Source organism: Streptomyces sp. SudanB52_2052, assembly GCF_964272415.1.
Classification (GTDB): domain Bacteria; phylum Actinomycetota; class Actinomycetes; order Streptomycetales; family Streptomycetaceae; genus Streptomyces; species Streptomyces olindensis.
The window spans coordinates 5,836,476-5,852,948 of sequence record NZ_OZ186796.1 but is presented as its reverse complement, the minus strand read 5'-3'; the positions used below and the strand labels follow the sequence as shown (position 1 = coordinate 5,852,948).

Below are 16,473 nucleotides of genomic sequence, written 5' to 3'. Positions count from 1 at the left end.
TGGAAGTGGCTTGTGACCTTCACGACTCATTTGATCGATCATTTTTCGTTGAACCGAGCCGGAAGTCGAGTGCCGTGCACCTCCTGCCCGCCGAAACCGTGCGCACCGCCTGGCCGATCGCCTTGCGCGAACCGACGAGGACGACCAGCTGCTTGGCCCGGGTGACCGCCGTGTAGAGCAGGTTCCGCTGGAGCATCATCCAGGCGCCCGTGGTGACCGGGATGACCACCGCCGGGTACTCGCTGCCCTGGGAGCGGTGGATCGTCACGGCGTACGCGTGGGCCAGCTCGTCGAGCTCGTCGAACTCGTACGGAACCTCCTCGTCCTCGTCCGTCAGCACCGTCAGGCGCTGGTCGACCGGGTCCAGCGAGGTCACCACGCCCACGGTGCCGTTGAAGACCCCGTTCTCGCCCTTCTCGTAATTGTTGCGAATCTGGGTGACCTTGTCGCCGACGCGGAACACCCGTCCGCCGAACCTCTTCTCGGGCACGTCGGGGCGGCCCGGGGTGACGGCCTGCTGGAGCAGGCCGTTCAGCGTGCCCGCGCCCGCCGGGCCGCGGTGCATGGGGGCGAGGACCTGTACGTCCCGACGCGGGTCCAGGCCGAACTTGGCCGGGATGCGACGGGCCGCCACGTCCACGGTGAGCCGCCCGGCGGCCTCCGTGTCGTCCTCGACGAAGAGGAAGAAGTCCCTCATGCCGTCGGTGACGGGGTGTTGGCCGGCGTTGATCCGGTGCGCGTTCGTCACCACGCCGGACTGCTGGGCCTGCCGGAAGACCCGGGTGAGGCGGACGGCCGGGATCGGGCTGCCGTCGGCCAGCAGGTCGCGCAGGACCTCGCCCGCGCCGACGCTGGGCAGCTGGTCCACGTCCCCGACGAACAGCAGGTGCGCCCCCGGCGGGACGGCCTTCACCAGCTTGTTGGCGAGGAGCAGGTCCAGCATGGACGCCTCGTCGACCACCACCAGGTCCGCGTCGAGCGGACGGTCCCGGTCGTAGGCCGCGTCACCGCCGGGCTTCAGCTCCAGCAGGCGGTGGACCGTGGAGGCCTCGGCGCCGGTGAGCTCCGCCAGGCGCTTGGCGGCCCGGCCGGTCGGGGCCGCGAGCACGACCTTCGCCTTCCGGGCGCGGGCCAGCTCCACGATCGAGCGGACCGTGAAGGACTTGCCGCAGCCGGGGCCGCCGGTGAGGACGGCGACCTTCTCGGTCAGCGCCAGCTTGACGGCGGCCTCCTGCTCGGGGGCGAGGTCGACGCCGGTACGTGTCCTCAGCCAGCCGAGGGCCTTGTCCCAGGCCACCGCCCGGAAGCCCGGCATGCGGTCCTCTTCCGTGCGCAGGAGGCGCAACAGCTGGGCGGCGAGGGAGAGTTCGGCGCGGTGGAAGGGCACGAGGTAGACGGCGGTGACCGGCTCCGAGCCGCCGTCGGGCCCGGGGACCTTCTCGCGTACGACCCCGGGGTCGCCGCCGTCCTCGGGGACCTCGGCCAGTTCCGCGAGGCACTCGATGACGAGCCCGGTGTCGACCTGGAGCAGCTTGACCGCGTCCGCGATCAGCCGCTCCTCGGGGAGGTAGCAGTTGCCCTGGTCGGTGGCCTGCGACAGGGCGTACTGCAGGCCCGCTTTGACGCGCTCCGGGCTGTCGTGCGGGATGCCGACGGACTGGGCGATCTTGTCGGCGGTGAGGAAGCCGATGCCCCAGACGTCGGCGGCGAGCCGGTAGGGCTGGTTCTTCACCACGGAGATGGAGGCGTCGCCGTACTTCTTGTAGATCCGCACGGCGATGGACGTGGACACCTCGACCGTCTGGAGGAAGAGCATGACCTCCTTGATGGCCTTCTGCTCCTCCCAGGCGTCGGCGATCTTCTTCGTGCGCTTCGGGCCGAGGCCGGGGACCTCGATGAGCCGCTTGGGCTCCTCCTCGATGATCTTCAGGGTGTCCATCCCGAAGTGTTGCGTGATGCGGTCGGCGAAGACCGGGCCGATGCCCTTGACCAGGCCGGAGCCGAGGTAGCGGCGGATGCCCTGGACGGTGGCCGGCAGGACCGTCGTGTAGTTCTCCACGTGGAACTGCTTGCCGTACTGCGGGTGGGAGCCCCAGCGGCCCTCCATGCGCAGGGACTCGCCGACCTGGGCGCCGAGCAGCGCGCCGACGACCGTGAGGAGGTCGCCGGCGCCTCTGCCGGTGTCGACCCGGGCGACCGTGTAGCCGTTCTCCTCGTTGGCGTACGTGATGCGTTCGAGCACGCCTTCCAGGGTGGCCAGTCGCCGCTCGCCCGCCTGGGAGGCCCCCGCCTGATCGGTCATGATCCGACCGTACCGCCCGGGTACGACAGCGGCGGCGGCCACGGACCGGAATCACCTCGCCATAAAGCGACCGATCAGTATGCGGACAAGGGCTCAGGTTTCACGGCGGATTCACAGGAAAACCGGAAGCTTTACAGTTCAAGAATATGAGCTGCCCCTTTTGCGCTCCTTTCCCGTGGGAGAATCCAGGCGTGAATCAAAGGGGGGCGGACTCGATTCCGGAGCGACCGTGATGCCGATGCCTCCCCCCGGCCCCCACGCCCCTCGGCGCGCGTACACCGCGGGGACGCTTCTCGTCGGCCTGTGCGCCGTCAGCACGTTGACGCTGCTCGTGGTGGCTCCGGGGCTGTCCGGAGACCGCGCGGTCGTGGCACCGGGTCCTTCGGCGCGGCACGAGAACACCCCCGGCAGTCCCCCTTTGAGCCGGATCCCCGAGCCGGAATTCCGCCCCCTTCCGAGCCCGGGGCCGGGCTGATTCCACTCCGCCCGTTTCCTTCTCCCCGGACCCGAATGACGACGAGGAACGATGTCACCCCAGGCCCAGAGCGTCGCCCTGTGGATCTTGTCCCTGGCCATCAACATCACGGCGGCGTGCGCGGGGATCGTGTGGGGCTGGGAGGCCTTCGCGCAGTTCCTGCTGCCGGCGTTCGGGTCGGTGGTCGGGGCGTCGCTGGTCAGTTACAGCTTGCGGCGGTGAGGTGCCCGTGCTTCACGGCGGTGACGAACGCCGTCCAGCAGGGTGGTGAGAGGAGCAGGATGGGGCTGTGGGGGGTTTTGCTGTCGCGGACGGGTATGTCGGGGTGGCCGGGGGCGACTTCGAGGCATTCGGCTTGACTGCCGCCGCTGTAACTGGACTTGTACCACCCAGTGCGCTCATTGCTGACCATGCGTGTGTTCCTCTGCTGCCGACCTGACGAGAGCCAGTGACTCCTGCTGCGACAACGCGTCGCTCAGGGCCAGAGCGTAGGCGGTCTGACAGGTACTCACCAGCGCCGGATCGTCCATCAGACGTCCGGTCTCGAACGCGTCGACGTACGCCACCGGTGCGGAGTCCTCGAAGCTCATCAGCGTGAGCAGGCTCTCCATGAGCGGATGTGCACCGACGCGGTACGGAAGGACATGCAGCCGGATACGTCGTGCCCGGGCCAAGTCCGCGATCTTGTGCAGCTGTTCCGCCATGACCTGGGGGCCGCCCACGGAGCGTCGCAGCACGGCCTCGTCGAGGAGCGTCCAGACGACGGGAGCCGACGGGCCGTCGAGGAGCCGGGCACGCTCTGTTCGAATGACAACTTGCCTGTCAAGTTCCTGCTCTGTGGACTTGGGACGGTAAGCGGCGAACACGGCCCGCGCGTAATCGGGTGTCTGGAGCAGACCGGGGACCAGCGCGAGCGCGAACTGCTGGATCACCGTTGCCTGTCGCTCCAGTTCCGCGGCGGCGGCGAAGCGGGGGTCGTACTTGTTCTCCAGGTCCTCCAGCCAGCGCGCGAAGAACCCGTCCGTTCCCAGGACGCGATCGATCCGCTGCGCGTCATCCGGCTTGGGAAGACGTCTCCCGGCCTCGAAATGGCTGATCAGCGTGGGTGAGCAGACGACCTGGTCACCCAGTTCCTCCTGGGTGAGCCGGGCGGCGGTCCGCCTCAGTCGCAGTTCTTCCCCGTACTTCTGACGCGGCGTTCGAATCGGTGGGCGTTCGTCCATGCGGCCAACTCCTTTTCTTGACAAGCGCGATGTCAAGCTCCAGCCCCTGGCAGCGCAGCGAGGGCCGACCCCAGTCTGTGAGTGATTCAGCACAGAACGCAGTCACCGCAGGTGGAAGGCGCACACCCCATGACAGACCTCCTCGCCCGGGCCCTCGAACCGCTCCTCCGCGTCCTGTTCCCGCCCCGCGGACGGCGACGGCGATCCCCGGCACCGCCCCCGTGCCCGTACTGCCGCGGCGGTGACAAGAAGGCCGGCGCGGTGGCCCGTGCCCTCCGCCCGGACGAGCGTCCGCTGCGCGGAGAGGACAACCGACTGGTCCGCCCCTACCTGGCGGCGGAGGTGAGCGCGTGATGGCCGGGCGCCTGCTGCCCTGGACGACGGCCGGGGGCAGGCCGTGCTACCTCGTGGGCGACGGGACGGGCTACGTCTCACGCCTGGCCGACGACATCGAAGCCGTGCAGCTGGACATGGCGGAGGACCTTCTCGGCCATGCCGCCGCACTTCTCGCGGAGCGTCGGGTGACGAACGCGGAGCTGCACTATCTGGCCCAGCGGCTCACCGAGTCCCTCAGGGACGTCACACGGATCGCGGAGAGCAGAGGGGCACGGCTCGCCGAGGACAAAGGTCGTTACCGGCAAGGTGATTGAGGGACCGAGCGGGTGTGCGCCGCAGTGAACCGTTCGGCGGCGTCCCAGAGTTCGCGCTCGCGCTGCGGATCGTAGGACTCCTCCGACGATCGGGCCGCGCTGCCCCGGTCGACGTAGGACCCGGTCGGCGCCTCGGTCGCACCGAGAACGACGTCGGCGAGGTGGCGGCCTGCGACGCCACGGCTGTTGGCGAACGGCGTGAGGGCCATCAACGGCAGGACGCGCCGCATGGCGAACCGGGACAGGGGGCCGGCGTTGCGGGCGAGGCCGGTGCCGGGGACGAACCCAGGGTTGTAGGTGACGGCGTCGATCCCGGCCGGCAGCCGGCGCGCGTACTCGTGCACCAGGTAGATGGTGGCCAGCTTGCTGGTGGAGTACGCCGTGCGCCCGGCGGCCGTGGTGTGGGCCCTGGGGAAGGCGCCCGTGCGGGCGAGGACGTCGGGGTACTTCCAGAGCGGGCCCGGCACCATGCCCATGTTGTGCTTGAAGTCGCCGAAATGGGTTGTCGCTGGCGGTGATCACAATCCGGGCGGGAGCGGTGAAACGGTCCTGGAGCAGGCGGACGAACAGGTGGTTGGCGAGCACGTTGACGGCGAAGGTGGACTCGAACCCATCGGGTCCCTCGGTCAACGCGTTCGTGTACTGCGTGCCCGCGTTGCCCACGAAGGCGCGCAGCGGCGGGAGTCCACCGCCGTCGAGCCGGTCACGGATCTCGGTGGCGGCCGAGCGGACGCTCTCCAGTGAGCCGAGGTCCGCCGAGAGGTGCGAGACCGTGTGCCCGCCCGCTGCGAGTTCCGCGGCGAGCCGCGCGCCGGAGAAACCACGGGCGACGACGAGCAGGTGCGCGCCAGGCGACCGGCGCAGGATGTGCTCCGCGGCGATGCGGCCGATCCCGCCGCTCGCGCCGGTCATCACGATGGTGTGCTGCATGGCAGGCTCCTTGGCTGGTCAGCCGACGACGCCCGGGTGGGCGCACCTCGACGTTCGCCGCTGACGCCATCGTCCGACCAGTGCCGTCCCCGTCACTAGGACCGGCAGTACCCAGGCTCGTCCGGCGCCGCGCGGCGAGAATGAATCATGGCTTCCACCCAGCCCGAGTTCGCCGCACTCCTGCGCGCCTGGCGCGACCGCCTCTCCCCTGCCGACGCCGGCTTCACCGTGACGGACGGCCGTCGCGCCCCGGGGCTGCGCCGCGAGGAGCTGGCGCAACTGGCCGGGCTCTCCGTCGACTACGTCCTGCGTCTGGAGCAGGGACGCGCGAAGAACCCCTCGGCCCAGGTCGTCGGCGCCCTCGCCCGTGCCCTTCAGCTCTCCCGGCCCGAGCGCGACCAGTTGTACCGGAGTGCCGGGCTCCTGCCGCCCCGGGACGGGACGGTCAACCCCCATGTGCCCCCGGGGATCCAACGGCTCGCCGCGCGCCTGGGCGACGTTCCGATCGGGGTGTTCGCCGCCGACTGGACCCTGGTGTGGTGGAACACCACGTGGAGCGCCCTGCACGGCGACCCCACCGTCCTCCCGGCCGCCGAACGCAACCTCGCCCGGGCCCTGTTCGAAGACGGAGCCGCTCACGCCGCGATGCTTCCCGTCCGGTCCGAGCGTGGACAGGACGCCTTCGCCGCGTCGATCGTGGCCGACCTCAAGGACGCCGTCTCGCGCTACCCTGCGGACGTCCGGCTCGACCGTCTCGTGCGGGAACTGCGAGAGACGTCCGACGCCTTCGCCGAACTCTGGGCCACCCGGACGACCGCCACCCAGCACACGACCGACCAGAAGACGATCCGGCACCCGCAGGTCGGCGACATCCGGCTCGACTGCGACGTCCTCGTCGTCCCCGGCGCGGATCTGCGCATGGTCACCTACACGGCAGCGGCCGGAAGCAGCGACGCGGACAAGCTCGGCCTTCTCCGCATCACAGGGCTCCGTACTGCTCACAGCCTGCGGACGCACCAGCCCTGAGCTCGACATGCGAGCAGACGCCCGCCGGGCCATCGTGGGTGTAGGGGCGAAGAGGCGAAACACCCCTCGCCGCCACTCACCTCGGGAGGGCAACGTGCAGCAATACGACCTGACGGACGCCCAGAAGAAGGCTTTCGAGGAGAACGAGGCCGACTTCCGCAGACTCGACGACCACGTACGCGGCATCCGGGAAACCGCCCGAGCGCGGCTGACGAACAACGGCTGGGCGCCCGACCCGGACGGCGCCATCCCCTGTCTGTCCTGCCCGTGCCCTAGCTTCCAGCACGGCGGCCCTCAGGGAAAATGCAAACGAGTCAGCTGCCGACACCCCTTCGGCGACCACGACCTGCCCACCTGAAGTCTCGGACCGAGGTCAACGCCCTCCGGTCACCACGTGCAGTCTCCCGCCGCGCTCTCGGATCCACGCCTGGAGTTCCGGGCCGGACAGTTCTCGAGAGGAACTCTCGTCCACAAGCACTACCGGCCCGAAAACGGATCCTGATGCACCCTCTACCTGAGTGCCGTTATCGACGGTCACTTGAAACGAATTCCGCTCGAACACAGCATCTCTCAGATCTGCGGATCGGAAATCGACCTCCAACAGCGAGGATCCCATGAAACGGGTGCCTCGACAGTGGGCGCCAAATGCATCGACGCCGCACAGTGATGCCTTTACCAGATTGGCACGGTCGAGCGTCGCATACCGCAGCACCGCGTCATCAAGGTTGACGCGCACGAGGGAGGCGGCCGTCAGGTCGGCCCCTTCCAAGTCGGCCCCTTGAGCATCCGAGCGGTACAACTCCGCGCCCGTCAGGTTGCAGTTCCTCAACTTGGCATCGGTGAACCACGATTCCGAGAGATCACCGTGCGAGAGATCCGCTCCGCTGAGATCAAGGCCGACGGCGTCCAGTCCGCCCTCGCTCGCGTTGAGCCAGTCGCACAGGCGCTGGACCGCGACATCGTCGGCGGGAAACCGAGCCGGAGTCCATTGTCCGACCCTGCGACGGCGCATCACGGGTGGCTACAACTCCTTCGTCACAGAGAGGTCTTGCCGTCACGGGACGCCAGCGCCGTCGGCAGCTCGCGAGTACTGCACGATAGCCGGCCCGTCGACGGTCGCCACCGCCGCGGCGAAATCGACGAGCTGGGTGGTCAGGTCGAGCCTCTGCCGGCGGCGCTCAGCCAGCTGGGTCACACCTCGGCCGACGCCCTCCCGAAATGTCGTCGAGGAGAGTTCGACCATCTCCTTGCTCAGCAGGTCCGCCAGTTTCTCGTCGAAGTACTCCCGGTCCGCGATCCCCACCAGCGCCCGAAAGGCCTCGGTCCTCAGCTCCCAGGTTCCCTTCTTCCGCGCAAGATCGTCGCTGTCACACACGGCCAGCGACAACTGCGCGAAAGTGTTGTCGACGGAGAACTTGCGCTCGATAAGGATGTCGTACCACGGCGCCCGCTTCGGATCGCGTGCACACGCAATGACGGTTTCGTAAGTGGGCTTCGCGAAGTACGTCAGGTCGTCTGGATCCCTCTCCGACGCGAGAACCTCGGACAGCTCGCTCAGCACCGCCGCCAACCGAGGGCCGTTTGCCGTGTAGACCTCGTTACTTCACTGATTGCGGTTCCTGCGCTCCCAAGCGCGCGTGGGGCGACCTTCCTCATCCCACTCGTATTCAGCAATAGGAACTTTTCCGTCCTCGCTATTGATCATGCGTTTTGCTAGGACTCCGTTGGGGTGCCAACGCTTGAATTCTCCTGACACGAATCCCATGTGCATCATTCCCTCGGCCCGGAGTTTGCCGTCCCTGTACCACTCACGGTAAGGGCCGTCCTTGAGCCCCTCCGTGTAAGTCGCAAGGCTCACTAGACGACCGGCCAAGTACTCCACCGCCTCCCCTGTGTAGGGCTGTCCGGCATAGAGCAACCGGTGATCGAAGCCGATGTCGACCTCGTCGTCATCGATGTCAATACGTCGCATGTCCACTACCACAGATGACGTCCTCCATGTCATCGACCGGCCGACCGTCGAAGTCCGTACCGAGCAGCCTGTCGAACGGGCCCAGCTCAGGCGTCGTAACCATGTCAGCCACCGAATGGTCCTGTACCAAAGGTTTGCGCCGAAGGGGACAACAGCCGTCAGTCCTGCGGTCGGTCGCGTAGTACAGCAAGGGCGGCGGTGCGTGGTGCACGCGTCGGATCCACTCGGCCTGCGCTCGTGTCAGACGTCGCCGACAACTCGGCCAGGGCCGCCGATGGCGACAACCCGCGGTCGTGCGCCGACCGCAGACGCTCCAGCCAGGCCAACCCGGCGTGGTACGTGGCGTTGTCGCCGACGTCCAGGGGCTCAAAGCTCGCTGCGTTTTCTGCGTCCGGGCAGCTTCCATCACGGCGTCATAGGTCTGGCGCGAAGGCCGCAGTTGGCAAGACCACGGTCATCGCGGACGGCGGCTACCGCGGCACCGGCCTGGTCATCCCGCACCGCCGCGAACCCGGCCAGAGCGAACTTGTGGCCTGGAAGGAGGAGCACAACGCCTCACACCGCAAAGTCCGCGCCCGCGTCGAGCACGCCTTCGCCCGTATGAAGACCTGGAAGATCCTGCGCGACTGCCGCCTCAAAGGCGACGGCGTGCATCAGGCCATGCTCGGCATCGCCCGCCTGCACAATCTCACCCTCGCCGGGTGACGGAATGGAGGACGACGCTGCGTCGTGTGTGGTCCGGCACGCGGATGACGTCGTCTCCAAAGCCCACGTCGTGTCCACACGATGGCCGCAGCGATCACCAGCGCCAGTCGCAGCCGGTGAGGACCGGGGTCAGGACATTGAAGGTGATCTCTCCGGCGGCGCGGGCAGGGTTCTTCATCGCCGTGCCGCGAATCGCAAGGCTTTTCACGCCTCCTCGTGGCTCCCAGCCGCGAGGCCTGACCCTCACAATTGATCGGTCAGGTCCGGCCCACGTCCGTCCACGACCACAGGCTCGTCGACCCCGTACCCCAAGGCCCTCCCGAAATACGTCGGCTCACCGGGCTCCGCCTGCACTCCCAGCAACGCCTCCAGCTCTTTCAGGGCAGCAGCAAGCCGCGGAGCGTTCTGCCGATGCACTTCCGGATGCGGCGTGCCACGGAAGTCGAACGGGCCCCAGACGTCATGGAAGACGGAAACCTCAGCCGACAGGCCAAGATGTTCCGGCGAGACCGTCAGTTCCACGAGCCGGTACTCACGGCGCGGTGCACCGTGTTCATCGAGCCATACACCGGACCCCGCAACGAGAAGGTCGCCTTCTACGGCTTTCGGGAAGCCAACAGGACGCATTTCTTGGACGCGCTGGATTGTCTGTTCATCGTCAAGCGGTCGCATGAGATGCAGACGCGTCAGGACAGGCGCACCGCCCAGCCCAGGAATGAACCACGGCCATTCCAAGTTGTCCGGCTCCAACAGGCCATGTTTCCGCAGGACAGCGGACATCTTGGCAGCGGTCGTGAGCGCAGACTGCAACCCGGGCGGCGCGTAGTCCTCCAAATCCCAGAACCAGGACGCGCATTCACGGGGCGCGCGCATGAGCATGGACATGAACTTTCCTTACGGGTACGTAGGACCGTTGGCCGGAACGGTGATCGAGCCATCCTCGAATCGCAGGACGAAAGTAGCCTCCGTCATATTAGCGCGGGCAGCAACGCGCTCCAAAATTTCGCTGGTGAGCGCCGCTTTGGTGTCATGGACGTCCAATATGGCCACTTTCTGACCATCAATGGGCCCCCTCAACTGCTTCGCAGCTATACCTTTCGTCGCGCTATTTATTCCCGTCGCGCTCTTCACGTCCTTGAGCTGAACACCGTACTCAATTCGGTCGCCGGACCGGACCAACACATCCAAATCAAGACCGACCTCTGGTTTTTTCAGTTCGAGACCCAGCCCCTCAACGCCGCGAGCTTGCAGATCGGTTGCATGCTCCATCGCCATATAGACAGCTGGCGTCATGTCGCTGCCCTTACTGACTTGCTTGCACTGGGACAGGAGGTCCGCGTATCCGGGAACATCAGCCAGATTTCCATTGCTGATGTGCTTGGCAATTCCAGCGCCGTACTCACTCTTGCGGAGTCCGGCGAGGGATTTCTCGATGTCTTGCGGTGCCATCTTTGCGGCTGCGAGCTGCTCAGCGACCGATGCCTCCTGGTCCGGCTGCATGCGCCCCGTCGGCACCGATGCCCTCTCATCTCCCTCGCTGTAGTCCACCCTTTGCGGCTCGTGGCTGTGGCCAAACCCACCGTTTCCTTCTCCCGGGGGCCCTCCGCCCTGCCCTCTGGTCGGTACTTCGATGGATCCGCCTGCCGGAGCAGCATGACCTATTTCTTGAGGATGGTCGTCGTGCCCAATGTGTTCAGTGTGGGGCGTTTCGTGACTCGCCGAAGGTCCGGCACCGTGCTCGTGGGCTGTCCCGCTGGGCATGTGGTCGGCGCTTCCTCCCGGCAGGTGATTGCCTGCGCTGCCGCCGGGCAGGTTGTCGCCCGCTCCACCGGCGTGTGGCAGATCACCGCCCGCGTGGACGGTCGGCACATCGCCGCCCGCCTGGACGGCTGGTGTCGTGGGTACGTCGTCGCCGACCCGGCCGACATGGCCGAGATTGTTGTCGAGGCTGTCGCCCAAGCGGATGTGCTGCCCCGCCTGTTCCGCGGTGTGGGTGCCCGCGCCGACCAGGGCCGGTTCGTGGGCGGGGGAGTCCACGCGCGGGGCGTCCGCGCCGGCGGCCGGGTTGCCCGTGTCGGGCTGGTCGACGATGTCGCCGGGGCCGTCCTGGGCGTGCTGCAGGACGTTGCCGTGCTCGTCGAGGATGTTGCCGTCCGGGTCGTAGTAGCGCGCCGGGGCGCCGTCCTCGGTGGGGAGTTTCGTGGTGCCCTCGGGCAGGGCCGGGGCGTCGTCGGGCAGCCGCACGTTGCCGTCGGGCAGTGTCGTGGCGCCGTCCGGGAGGGCCGCGCCCTCGGGCAGCCGTACCGTGCCGTCGGGGAGTCTGACCGTGCCCTCGGGCAGGGTGACCGCGTTCTCGGGCAGGGCGGGGATGTCGATGTTGCCGACGCCCTTCAAACCCTTGGTGATGTCGCCGATCTTCGACAGACCGGCGCCCGCGCCCTTGGCGATGTAGGTCATCGGGTCGATCACCCGGCCCGCCTTGCCCGCCACCGACAGGGCCTTGGCGACCGCGCCCGCCTTGCCCGCACCCGAGGCGGCCGCGCCGGCGCCGCCGGTGAAGACCGTGGTCAGAACGTTGAAGGTGACCGCACCCGCGGCGCGGGCGGGGTTCTTGCCCCACTGGTCCCACGCCACCAGCGCCTTGCCGGTCTCCTTCATCGCCGTGCGCGAGTCACGCAGCCAGGACGGCATGTCCTTGTCCGACGCCGTCCAGAACCACGCCTGCGCCCCCGGAATCGCCGTGATGACCAGACCGGTCGCCAGCTGGGCCAGGCCCTTCCACGCCTGCCCCATCGCCTCCCAGCCACCAAAGCCCACCAGCGTGCCCAGACCCTTGATCGTGCCCCACACACCGTCCACGATCAGGCCGTCCCACACGAACGACTTCACCCAGTGGCCGACCTCGTACCAGTGGTGCTTCTCCTCCACCGGGTCACCCCAGGGAAGCTTCGCGTTCTTCATGTCCTCGGCGTTGAAGCCGTACTGGTTCTTCTTGTCCGAACCATCCCCGGCCACCATCTGCGTCCCGCCCCACAACGCAGTGATCTTGTTGTGGCAGGTCCGCTCCGCCGCCCAGAACGCCGCGACCGTCGCGGTGATCTCATCACGCAGCTTGTTGTGCTCGTCGACCTTGTCCTCGTCGTACTCCCACTCGTCATCATCCTTGACCGAGGAGACAAAGGCCGCCGCGTCCGTCTTCAGCTGCTTCAGCTTCGCCACCAGCGGACGGATTTCAGTGGCGTACGACGACAGCGCGCCCGAGACCTTCTCCAGGTCGTCGGCGAAGGCGTCCGCCTTCTCCTTCACCGGCTTCGTCGTCGCGAACAGCTGCTCCGCCTCCGGAGCGTGGTAGAACGCCGACAACCCCTGGAACCGCGAGTGGATGTCACCACCGGCATCCCGGACATGACCCGCGTCCTTCTTCAGATCCGCGTAGTCCGTCTCCAGCTGCTCGAGATTTCCGGTGAACTGGGGGATCTTCTCCGGCTGGATCACCGCTTACCGACTCCCGGCAGATCCACCACCGGAGCCTGCAGCGTCTTGCGCTGCGCCTCCGCCGCCATCTCCTCATCACCGTTCAGATACGCCGTGGTCGCATCCACCGCGCCCTGCAACGACTTACCCGCCCGCGCCGCGACGAACTTCAGATCCTTCGTCGCACGCTCCGCGAACTGCGACAACGCCAAAGCGACCAGGCCGCCCTGCGCCTTCTCGCCGCCCTCACCACCGCCCTCGGCGGACACGGTGCCCGCGCTGGACGCCGCCGACGTCAGATGCTCACCGAACGCCGTCGCGTACTTCTCCAGCTTCGACGCCGCCTCACCCGTCGTCTTCAGCACATGCGAAATACCCTGCGGCTTCAAATCCCAGCCGGGCACCGAAAACCCCCGTCACGCACAATCAACGAACAACCTGACAGAACAACAGCGGCAGACTCAGCCGATGTTGTCCACCGCCGCCTTCGCACGCTGAATCGTCGACTGCGCCGTGCCGTCGTTCTTCTCCAGCGTCGTCTTCAGCAGATGAATAATGTTCTTCACCTCTTGCGAGGCGTTGTTCCACCGCTGTTCCTTGCCGTGGTACTCATCCGCCACACCATCCGCCGTGAAGTCGGCCATCGCCGCCTTCACCTGCTTGTCACGCTCGGTGATCAGCGACTCCAGACGGCCGATCACCCCCTGGATGTTCGACTGCGCATCCGCCGACGCACCCGTGTCATACGACCGGCGATCCGAACCCGCACCCGCCATCACACACCACTCCCCGAGAAACGAAACACAACCAGAAACCGAACCGGCGCAACGCCCACAGCGCTCGCACGCCGACAGCGCTCAAACGCCGGAAGAACTCAGCGGAAACGCGCGGCGTCGAAGTTCGCCGCCGACATCTGCTGACGCGCGTTGTCGCCCTGCTCCTGGTCACCCGAGGAGAACGCCGAGTCCATCCCGGACTGACCGCCCAGGATCGCCGACAGCGACGAGTTCAGATCCGACGCGATACGGTCCGCCCGCGCCTTGAACTGGTCGAACATCACACGACCCGAACCGTTGAACTTACCCTCCAACGGCTGCGCCGCCGCCACCAACTGCCGGACCAGACCACCCAGGTCGTCCGTCGAACCACGCGTATCACGCTGCAACGTCGACAGCGTCTGCGCGCCCATGTCGAACTTCATCGCGCTAACTCGCCTCCCCCGGCTTCTCATTGGTCTCTGTGAGCGTTTCCGCCCCCACCATGTTCACAGTTTGCGATAACAGTCGCAACAGCCTCATCGTCACAGCCCCGCCACAGCATCCCCATCGTCGTCGAGTGCCTTGCTGAAGACCGTCGAGCCTTGCGCGACCGTCATGCCCACCCGCTCGTACAGCGACAGGGCGCCGGTCGCCGAGTGGGTCCAGAGCGCGCACGAGCGCCGGCCGCGCAGCCAGAAACCGTGGAACGCCTCGCGCAGGAGTGAGCGGGCGATGCCGCGGTCGCGGTGGTCACGGCGTACCGCGACGCGGTCGATGTAGCCCTCGTCGGAGTCCGGCACGTACAGCGACAGGACCGCGCCTACCATCCGGCCGTCGGCGAACGCCACGGGTGACAGGGCCGGTGCGAACGTGGGGCGTTCGACCGTCAGGCGGGCCCACTCCACGTAGGGCTTGCGGCGCTGCTGCCACTCGTCGAAGGCGTCTTCGGTGAGCCGGTACGCCGCCCGCTCGTCACCGGGTCTGAACGGTCGCACCGTGATGCCGGGCGGTGCCTCGGGGACCTCGGGTTCGCCGGGCATGTCGATCCGCAGCAGCCACTGGGTGATGTACGGCTGGTACCGGCGGGAGAGCAGCAGCGCGGCGGCCGTCCGGTCGCCGTCGGGGAGCGTCTGGGCCAGCCGTGCGCTGCCCGCCCGGCGGGCACGTTCCTCGGCCCAGGCGAGCAGCGCGCTGCCCAGCCCCTTCCCACGGTGGTCGGGGTGGACGTCGATCATGCTGCGGCGGCCTCCGTGCACCCAGGCCCAGCCGGCCGGTGCTCCACCGGCGTCGTGCACGAGCAGTGTGTCGGACTCCGGGTCCAGGCCGGGTCGTGCCAGGTCGACGGCGATGCCGTCGGCTGCCGTGTCGACGCGCCCGTGCAGGTCGCGCTCGCAGGTGGCGACGATGTGGTGGATCGCGGGGACGTCGGTGAGGGTCGCCGGTCGGCTGCGGTAGCCCGGCGGGAGCCGCAGTCGTGGAGGAGCGGACATGCACCGGATCCTGCGCCGATCTCGCTCGTGCTGTCGACCGGCTTTTCCCGCCCTTGGCCCCGTCGTGACTCGCCGATTTCCGGTTGCACGACCCCGGCCGCTCGGGTCAACGTCCCCTTGACTCAGACGAATTGACTCCGATGAAAGACGAAAGCAGGGCCGATGACCACGCAGACCCTCCCCGTCGACCATGAGCTCGTCCGGGCCGCGGCGGACGTCGCCCGTACGCGGTGTCGGGGCGAGAGGCACACCATGGCCGCCGCGGGGCGTGCCCGGGACGGGCGGATCGTGACCGCGGTGAACGTCTACCACTTCACCGGAGGGCCCTGCGCCGAGTTGACGCTCATCGGCGTGGCGGCCGCTCAGGGCGTGTACGAGCTGGACACCGTCGTCGCCGTGGGCGACCGCGGCCGGGGGGTCGTGCCGCCGTGCGGGCGTTGCCGGCAGGTTCTTCTCGACTACTTTCCCGCCGTCGAAGTCATCGTCGGCACGGGGGACGGGGTCCGGGCCGTTCCGGTCAAGGAGCTGCTGCCCGAGAGCTACGTCTGGGCCGATCAGTTCGGCGGCGTCGAGTGAGCGCCGTCCTGCCCCCGGCCCTGCGCACTCGCCGCCTCCTCCTCACCCCCTACGCCCCGGACGACGAAGACGGCTTCGTCGCCCTGTTCCAGGACACCCGGGCGGCTGATCGGGCACGCCGAGATCAAGCGGACCGACCAGGTCGACGGCCACGAGATCATCTACGCCCTGTCCCCCGAGGCCTGGGGCGGCGGGCTCGGGACGGAGCTGGCCGAGGCGCTCGTGGCGTACGGCTTCGAGACCCTCGGGCTCACCGAGGTGCACGCGACCGTGGACGCGCGGAACGAGGCTTCGCTGCGGCTGCTGGGCCGGCTCGGGTTCGCGCACGTCCGGGACATCGTGGAGGACGACGGCGGACTCACCCGCGTGCTCACAGTCTGCCGAACACCACGCCCCGCCACGTCCAGCCCGACGTGAGGACGGTGTCCCGCAGGGGATCGCGCAGTTCGGCGCTGTCGAAGCGGAAGGTCTCCGTGGCTTCGAGGCGGCCGCTCTCCCCGCGACCGAGGGTGTAGTGGCGGGTGACGGTCCGGTCCGGCCCGCGCGTGTACTGCCGGGAGATGCTCAGCCTCGGCGGGTTCCCGACCCGGGTGACCTCCCGCCCCTCCTCGACGACGCGCACCTCGTGCTCGGCGTCGACGAAGCGCATCCGGAACCGGACGGCACGGCTGAGCTGGGAACGGATGAAGAGGTTCTGCCAGGCGGTCTCGGCCAGCCGCCACTCCGCCACGACGTCGGCGCCCTCCGCGGCCCCGACGAGCACGGCATACGGCACGTCGGGCCCGTTGAGAGCGAGCAGGGCCGCCCGCACCTCCTCGACCGGGCGCGGAACGACACCGTCGTCGGGATGTTGGGTTCCGGTCAGCTTGTCGAAGAGGCCCATTCCGTCAAC

20 protein-coding genes and 3 pseudogenes are annotated in these 16,473 nt (G+C 68.0%); 8 read left to right on the top strand and 15 right to left on the bottom strand.

The window, feature by feature from the left end:
* Positions 1-19: 19 nt before the first annotated feature.
* Entirely contained in the window at positions 20-2,302 is a 2,283-nt protein-coding gene (recD2, locus tag ACSUPV_RS26225) for an SF1B family DNA helicase RecD2 (RefSeq protein ID WP_037766052.1), read from the bottom strand.
* A 526-nt stretch (positions 2,303-2,828) separates the two neighbouring features.
* Here recD2 and ACSUPV_RS26220 point away from each other — a divergent pair.
* Complete coding sequence (locus ACSUPV_RS26220; RefSeq protein WP_157993107.1) at positions 2,829-2,999, top strand: hypothetical protein; 171 nt, start codon at positions 2,829-2,831, stop codon at positions 2,997-2,999.
* Here the strand turns inward: ACSUPV_RS26220 and ACSUPV_RS26215 are convergent.
* Together ACSUPV_RS26215 and ACSUPV_RS26210 are read right to left on the bottom strand one after the other, a co-directional pair.
* Complete coding sequence (locus ACSUPV_RS26215; protein ID WP_078650969.1) at positions 2,977-3,189, bottom strand: DUF397 domain-containing protein; 213 nt, start codon at positions 3,187-3,189, stop codon at positions 2,977-2,979. The two genes, ACSUPV_RS26220 and ACSUPV_RS26215, sit on opposite strands and share 23 nt — an antisense overlap.
* Positions 3,176-4,000 (bottom strand): helix-turn-helix domain-containing protein, encoded by an 825-nt coding sequence (locus tag ACSUPV_RS26210; RefSeq protein WP_436948671.1) that lies wholly within the window; start codon positions 3,998-4,000, stop codon positions 3,176-3,178. Before ACSUPV_RS26210 ends, ACSUPV_RS26215 begins: the two co-directional genes overlap by 14 nt.
* A gap of 129 nt (positions 4,001-4,129) precedes the next feature.
* Here ACSUPV_RS26210 and ACSUPV_RS26205 point away from each other — a divergent pair, with 129 nt between their 5' ends.
* Both ACSUPV_RS26205 and ACSUPV_RS26200 read left to right on the top strand, forming a co-directional pair.
* On the top strand, positions 4,130-4,354 hold the full coding sequence (locus tag ACSUPV_RS26205; RefSeq protein ID WP_037766010.1) for a hypothetical protein: 225 nt from the start codon (positions 4,130-4,132) through the stop codon (positions 4,352-4,354).
* Positions 4,354-4,650: a hypothetical protein gene (locus ACSUPV_RS26200; RefSeq protein ID WP_436948670.1), complete on the top strand. Its 297-nt coding sequence runs from the start codon at positions 4,354-4,356 to the stop codon at positions 4,648-4,650. Before ACSUPV_RS26205 ends, ACSUPV_RS26200 begins: the two co-directional genes overlap by 1 nt.
* Here ACSUPV_RS26200 and ACSUPV_RS26195 read toward each other — a convergent pair.
* Positions 4,632-5,126, bottom strand: coding sequence for a hypothetical protein (locus ACSUPV_RS26195; RefSeq protein ID WP_436948669.1), 495 nt, complete (start codon positions 5,124-5,126; stop codon positions 4,632-4,634). The two genes, ACSUPV_RS26200 and ACSUPV_RS26195, sit on opposite strands and share 19 nt — an antisense overlap.
* 76 nt (positions 5,127-5,202) lie before the next feature.
* Positions 5,203-5,562: pseudogene (locus tag ACSUPV_RS26190) on the bottom strand (SDR family NAD(P)-dependent oxidoreductase); the annotation flags it as partial.
* Between the two features lie 165 nt (positions 5,563-5,727).
* Here ACSUPV_RS26190 and ACSUPV_RS26185 point away from each other — a divergent pair.
* Together ACSUPV_RS26185 and ACSUPV_RS26180 are read left to right on the top strand one after the other, a co-directional pair.
* Positions 5,728-6,606 carry a helix-turn-helix transcriptional regulator gene (locus tag ACSUPV_RS26185; protein WP_436948668.1) on the top strand — a complete coding sequence of 293 codons (879 nt, stop codon included), beginning with the start codon at positions 5,728-5,730 and terminating at the stop codon, positions 6,604-6,606.
* Positions 6,607-6,700: 94 nt separating this feature from the next.
* Positions 6,701-6,964, top strand: coding sequence for a hypothetical protein (locus ACSUPV_RS26180; RefSeq protein WP_436948667.1), 264 nt, complete (start codon positions 6,701-6,703; stop codon positions 6,962-6,964).
* A 15-nt stretch (positions 6,965-6,979) separates the two neighbouring features.
* Here the strand turns inward: ACSUPV_RS26180 and ACSUPV_RS26175 are convergent, their stop codons facing one another.
* The 3 genes from ACSUPV_RS26175 to ACSUPV_RS26165 are packed head-to-tail and all read right to left on the bottom strand — an operon-like array spanning position 6,980 to position 8,578.
* Positions 6,980-7,618 carry a pentapeptide repeat-containing protein gene (locus ACSUPV_RS26175; RefSeq protein WP_078650972.1) on the bottom strand — a complete coding sequence of 213 codons (639 nt, stop codon included), beginning with the start codon at positions 7,616-7,618 and terminating at the stop codon, positions 6,980-6,982.
* A gap of 42 nt (positions 7,619-7,660) precedes the next feature.
* Positions 7,661-8,167 carry a hypothetical protein gene (locus ACSUPV_RS26170; RefSeq protein ID WP_051649117.1) on the bottom strand — a complete coding sequence of 169 codons (507 nt, stop codon included), beginning with the start codon at positions 8,165-8,167 and terminating at the stop codon, positions 7,661-7,663.
* A gap of 42 nt (positions 8,168-8,209) precedes the next feature.
* Positions 8,210-8,578: a toxin-antitoxin system YwqK family antitoxin gene (locus ACSUPV_RS26165; protein ID WP_031121098.1), complete on the bottom strand. Its 369-nt coding sequence runs from the start codon at positions 8,576-8,578 to the stop codon at positions 8,210-8,212.
* A gap of 417 nt (positions 8,579-8,995) precedes the next feature.
* Between ACSUPV_RS26165 and ACSUPV_RS26160 the strand changes: the two are divergent.
* Positions 8,996-9,283: pseudogene (locus ACSUPV_RS26160) on the top strand (transposase); the annotation flags it as partial.
* 243 nt (positions 9,284-9,526) lie between these two features.
* On the opposite strand, the gene ACSUPV_RS26155 reads toward ACSUPV_RS26160, so the two are convergent.
* From ACSUPV_RS26155 to ACSUPV_RS26130, 6 genes are all read right to left on the bottom strand, one after another.
* Positions 9,527-10,168, bottom strand: coding sequence for a hypothetical protein (locus ACSUPV_RS26155; RefSeq protein ID WP_359789908.1), 642 nt, complete (start codon positions 10,166-10,168; stop codon positions 9,527-9,529).
* A 9-nt stretch (positions 10,169-10,177) separates the two neighbouring features.
* A complete protein-coding gene (locus ACSUPV_RS26150) occupies positions 10,178-12,778 on the bottom strand; it encodes a hypothetical protein (protein ID WP_436948666.1) in 2,601 nt (866 codons plus the stop codon).
* A complete protein-coding gene (locus ACSUPV_RS26145) occupies positions 12,775-13,161 on the bottom strand; it encodes a DUF6507 family protein (RefSeq protein ID WP_382609444.1) in 387 nt (128 codons plus the stop codon). Before ACSUPV_RS26145 ends, ACSUPV_RS26150 begins: the two co-directional genes overlap by 4 nt.
* A 57-nt stretch (positions 13,162-13,218) precedes the next feature.
* Positions 13,219-13,533 (bottom strand): pore-forming ESAT-6 family protein, encoded by a 315-nt coding sequence (locus tag ACSUPV_RS26140; RefSeq protein WP_031114159.1) that lies wholly within the window; start codon positions 13,531-13,533, stop codon positions 13,219-13,221.
* A 98-nt stretch (positions 13,534-13,631) separates the two neighbouring features.
* Positions 13,632-13,958 (bottom strand): hypothetical protein, encoded by a 327-nt coding sequence (locus tag ACSUPV_RS26135; RefSeq protein ID WP_010046599.1) that lies wholly within the window; start codon positions 13,956-13,958, stop codon positions 13,632-13,634.
* A 99-nt stretch (positions 13,959-14,057) separates the two neighbouring features.
* Positions 14,058-15,005 (bottom strand): GNAT family N-acetyltransferase, encoded by a 948-nt coding sequence (locus tag ACSUPV_RS26130; RefSeq protein WP_436948665.1) that lies wholly within the window; start codon positions 15,003-15,005, stop codon positions 14,058-14,060.
* Between the two features lie 162 nt (positions 15,006-15,167).
* Here ACSUPV_RS26130 and ACSUPV_RS26125 point away from each other — a divergent pair, with 162 nt between their 5' ends.
* Positions 15,168-15,581: a cytidine deaminase family protein gene (locus ACSUPV_RS26125; RefSeq protein ID WP_436948664.1), complete on the top strand. Its 414-nt coding sequence runs from the start codon at positions 15,168-15,170 to the stop codon at positions 15,579-15,581.
* Positions 15,582-15,589: 8 nt separating this feature from the next.
* Positions 15,590-15,998 (top strand): annotated as a pseudogene (locus ACSUPV_RS26120) (GNAT family N-acetyltransferase).
* Here the strand turns inward: ACSUPV_RS26120 and ACSUPV_RS26115 are convergent.
* A complete protein-coding gene (locus tag ACSUPV_RS26115) occupies positions 15,952-16,464 on the bottom strand; it encodes a hypothetical protein (RefSeq protein ID WP_436948663.1) in 513 nt (170 codons plus the stop codon). The pseudogene ACSUPV_RS26120 and the gene ACSUPV_RS26115 overlap by 47 nt on opposite strands.
* Between the last annotated feature and the right edge of the window lie 9 nt (positions 16,465-16,473).

Coding starts and splice junctions, on each gene's coding strand:
- ACSUPV_RS26130 (WP_436948665.1), bottom strand. CDS start 15,005: ATGTCCGCTCCTCCACGACTGCGGCTCCCGCCGGGCTACCGCAGCCGA.
- ACSUPV_RS26115 (WP_436948663.1), bottom strand. CDS start 16,464: ATGGGCCTCTTCGACAAGCTGACCGGAACCCAACATCCCGACGACGGT.
- ACSUPV_RS26175 (WP_078650972.1), bottom strand. CDS start 7,618: ATGCGCCGTCGCAGGGTCGGACAATGGACTCCGGCTCGGTTTCCCGCC.
- ACSUPV_RS26155 (WP_359789908.1), bottom strand. CDS start 10,168: ATGTCCATGCTCATGCGCGCGCCCCGTGAATGCGCGTCCTGGTTCTGG.
- ACSUPV_RS26185 (WP_436948668.1), top strand. CDS start 5,728: ATGGCTTCCACCCAGCCCGAGTTCGCCGCACTCCTGCGCGCCTGGCGC.
- ACSUPV_RS26165 (WP_031121098.1), bottom strand. CDS start 8,578: ATGCGACGTATTGACATCGATGACGACGAGGTCGACATCGGCTTCGAT.
- ACSUPV_RS26125 (WP_436948664.1), top strand. CDS start 15,168: ATGACCACGCAGACCCTCCCCGTCGACCATGAGCTCGTCCGGGCCGCG.
- ACSUPV_RS26195 (WP_436948669.1), bottom strand. CDS start 5,126: ATGGGCATGGTGCCGGGCCCGCTCTGGAAGTACCCCGACGTCCTCGCC.
- ACSUPV_RS26220 (WP_157993107.1), top strand. CDS start 2,829: ATGTCACCCCAGGCCCAGAGCGTCGCCCTGTGGATCTTGTCCCTGGCC.
- ACSUPV_RS26200 (WP_436948670.1), top strand. CDS start 4,354: ATGGCCGGGCGCCTGCTGCCCTGGACGACGGCCGGGGGCAGGCCGTGC.
- ACSUPV_RS26215 (WP_078650969.1), bottom strand. CDS start 3,189: ATGGTCAGCAATGAGCGCACTGGGTGGTACAAGTCCAGTTACAGCGGC.
- ACSUPV_RS26210 (WP_436948671.1), bottom strand. CDS start 4,000: ATGGACGAACGCCCACCGATTCGAACGCCGCGTCAGAAGTACGGGGAA.
- ACSUPV_RS26205 (WP_037766010.1), top strand. CDS start 4,130: ATGACAGACCTCCTCGCCCGGGCCCTCGAACCGCTCCTCCGCGTCCTG.
- ACSUPV_RS26140 (WP_031114159.1), bottom strand. CDS start 13,533: ATGGCGGGTGCGGGTTCGGATCGCCGGTCGTATGACACGGGTGCGTCG.
- ACSUPV_RS26135 (WP_010046599.1), bottom strand. CDS start 13,958: ATGAAGTTCGACATGGGCGCGCAGACGCTGTCGACGTTGCAGCGTGAT.
- recD2 (WP_037766052.1), bottom strand. CDS start 2,302: ATGACCGATCAGGCGGGGGCCTCCCAGGCGGGCGAGCGGCGACTGGCC.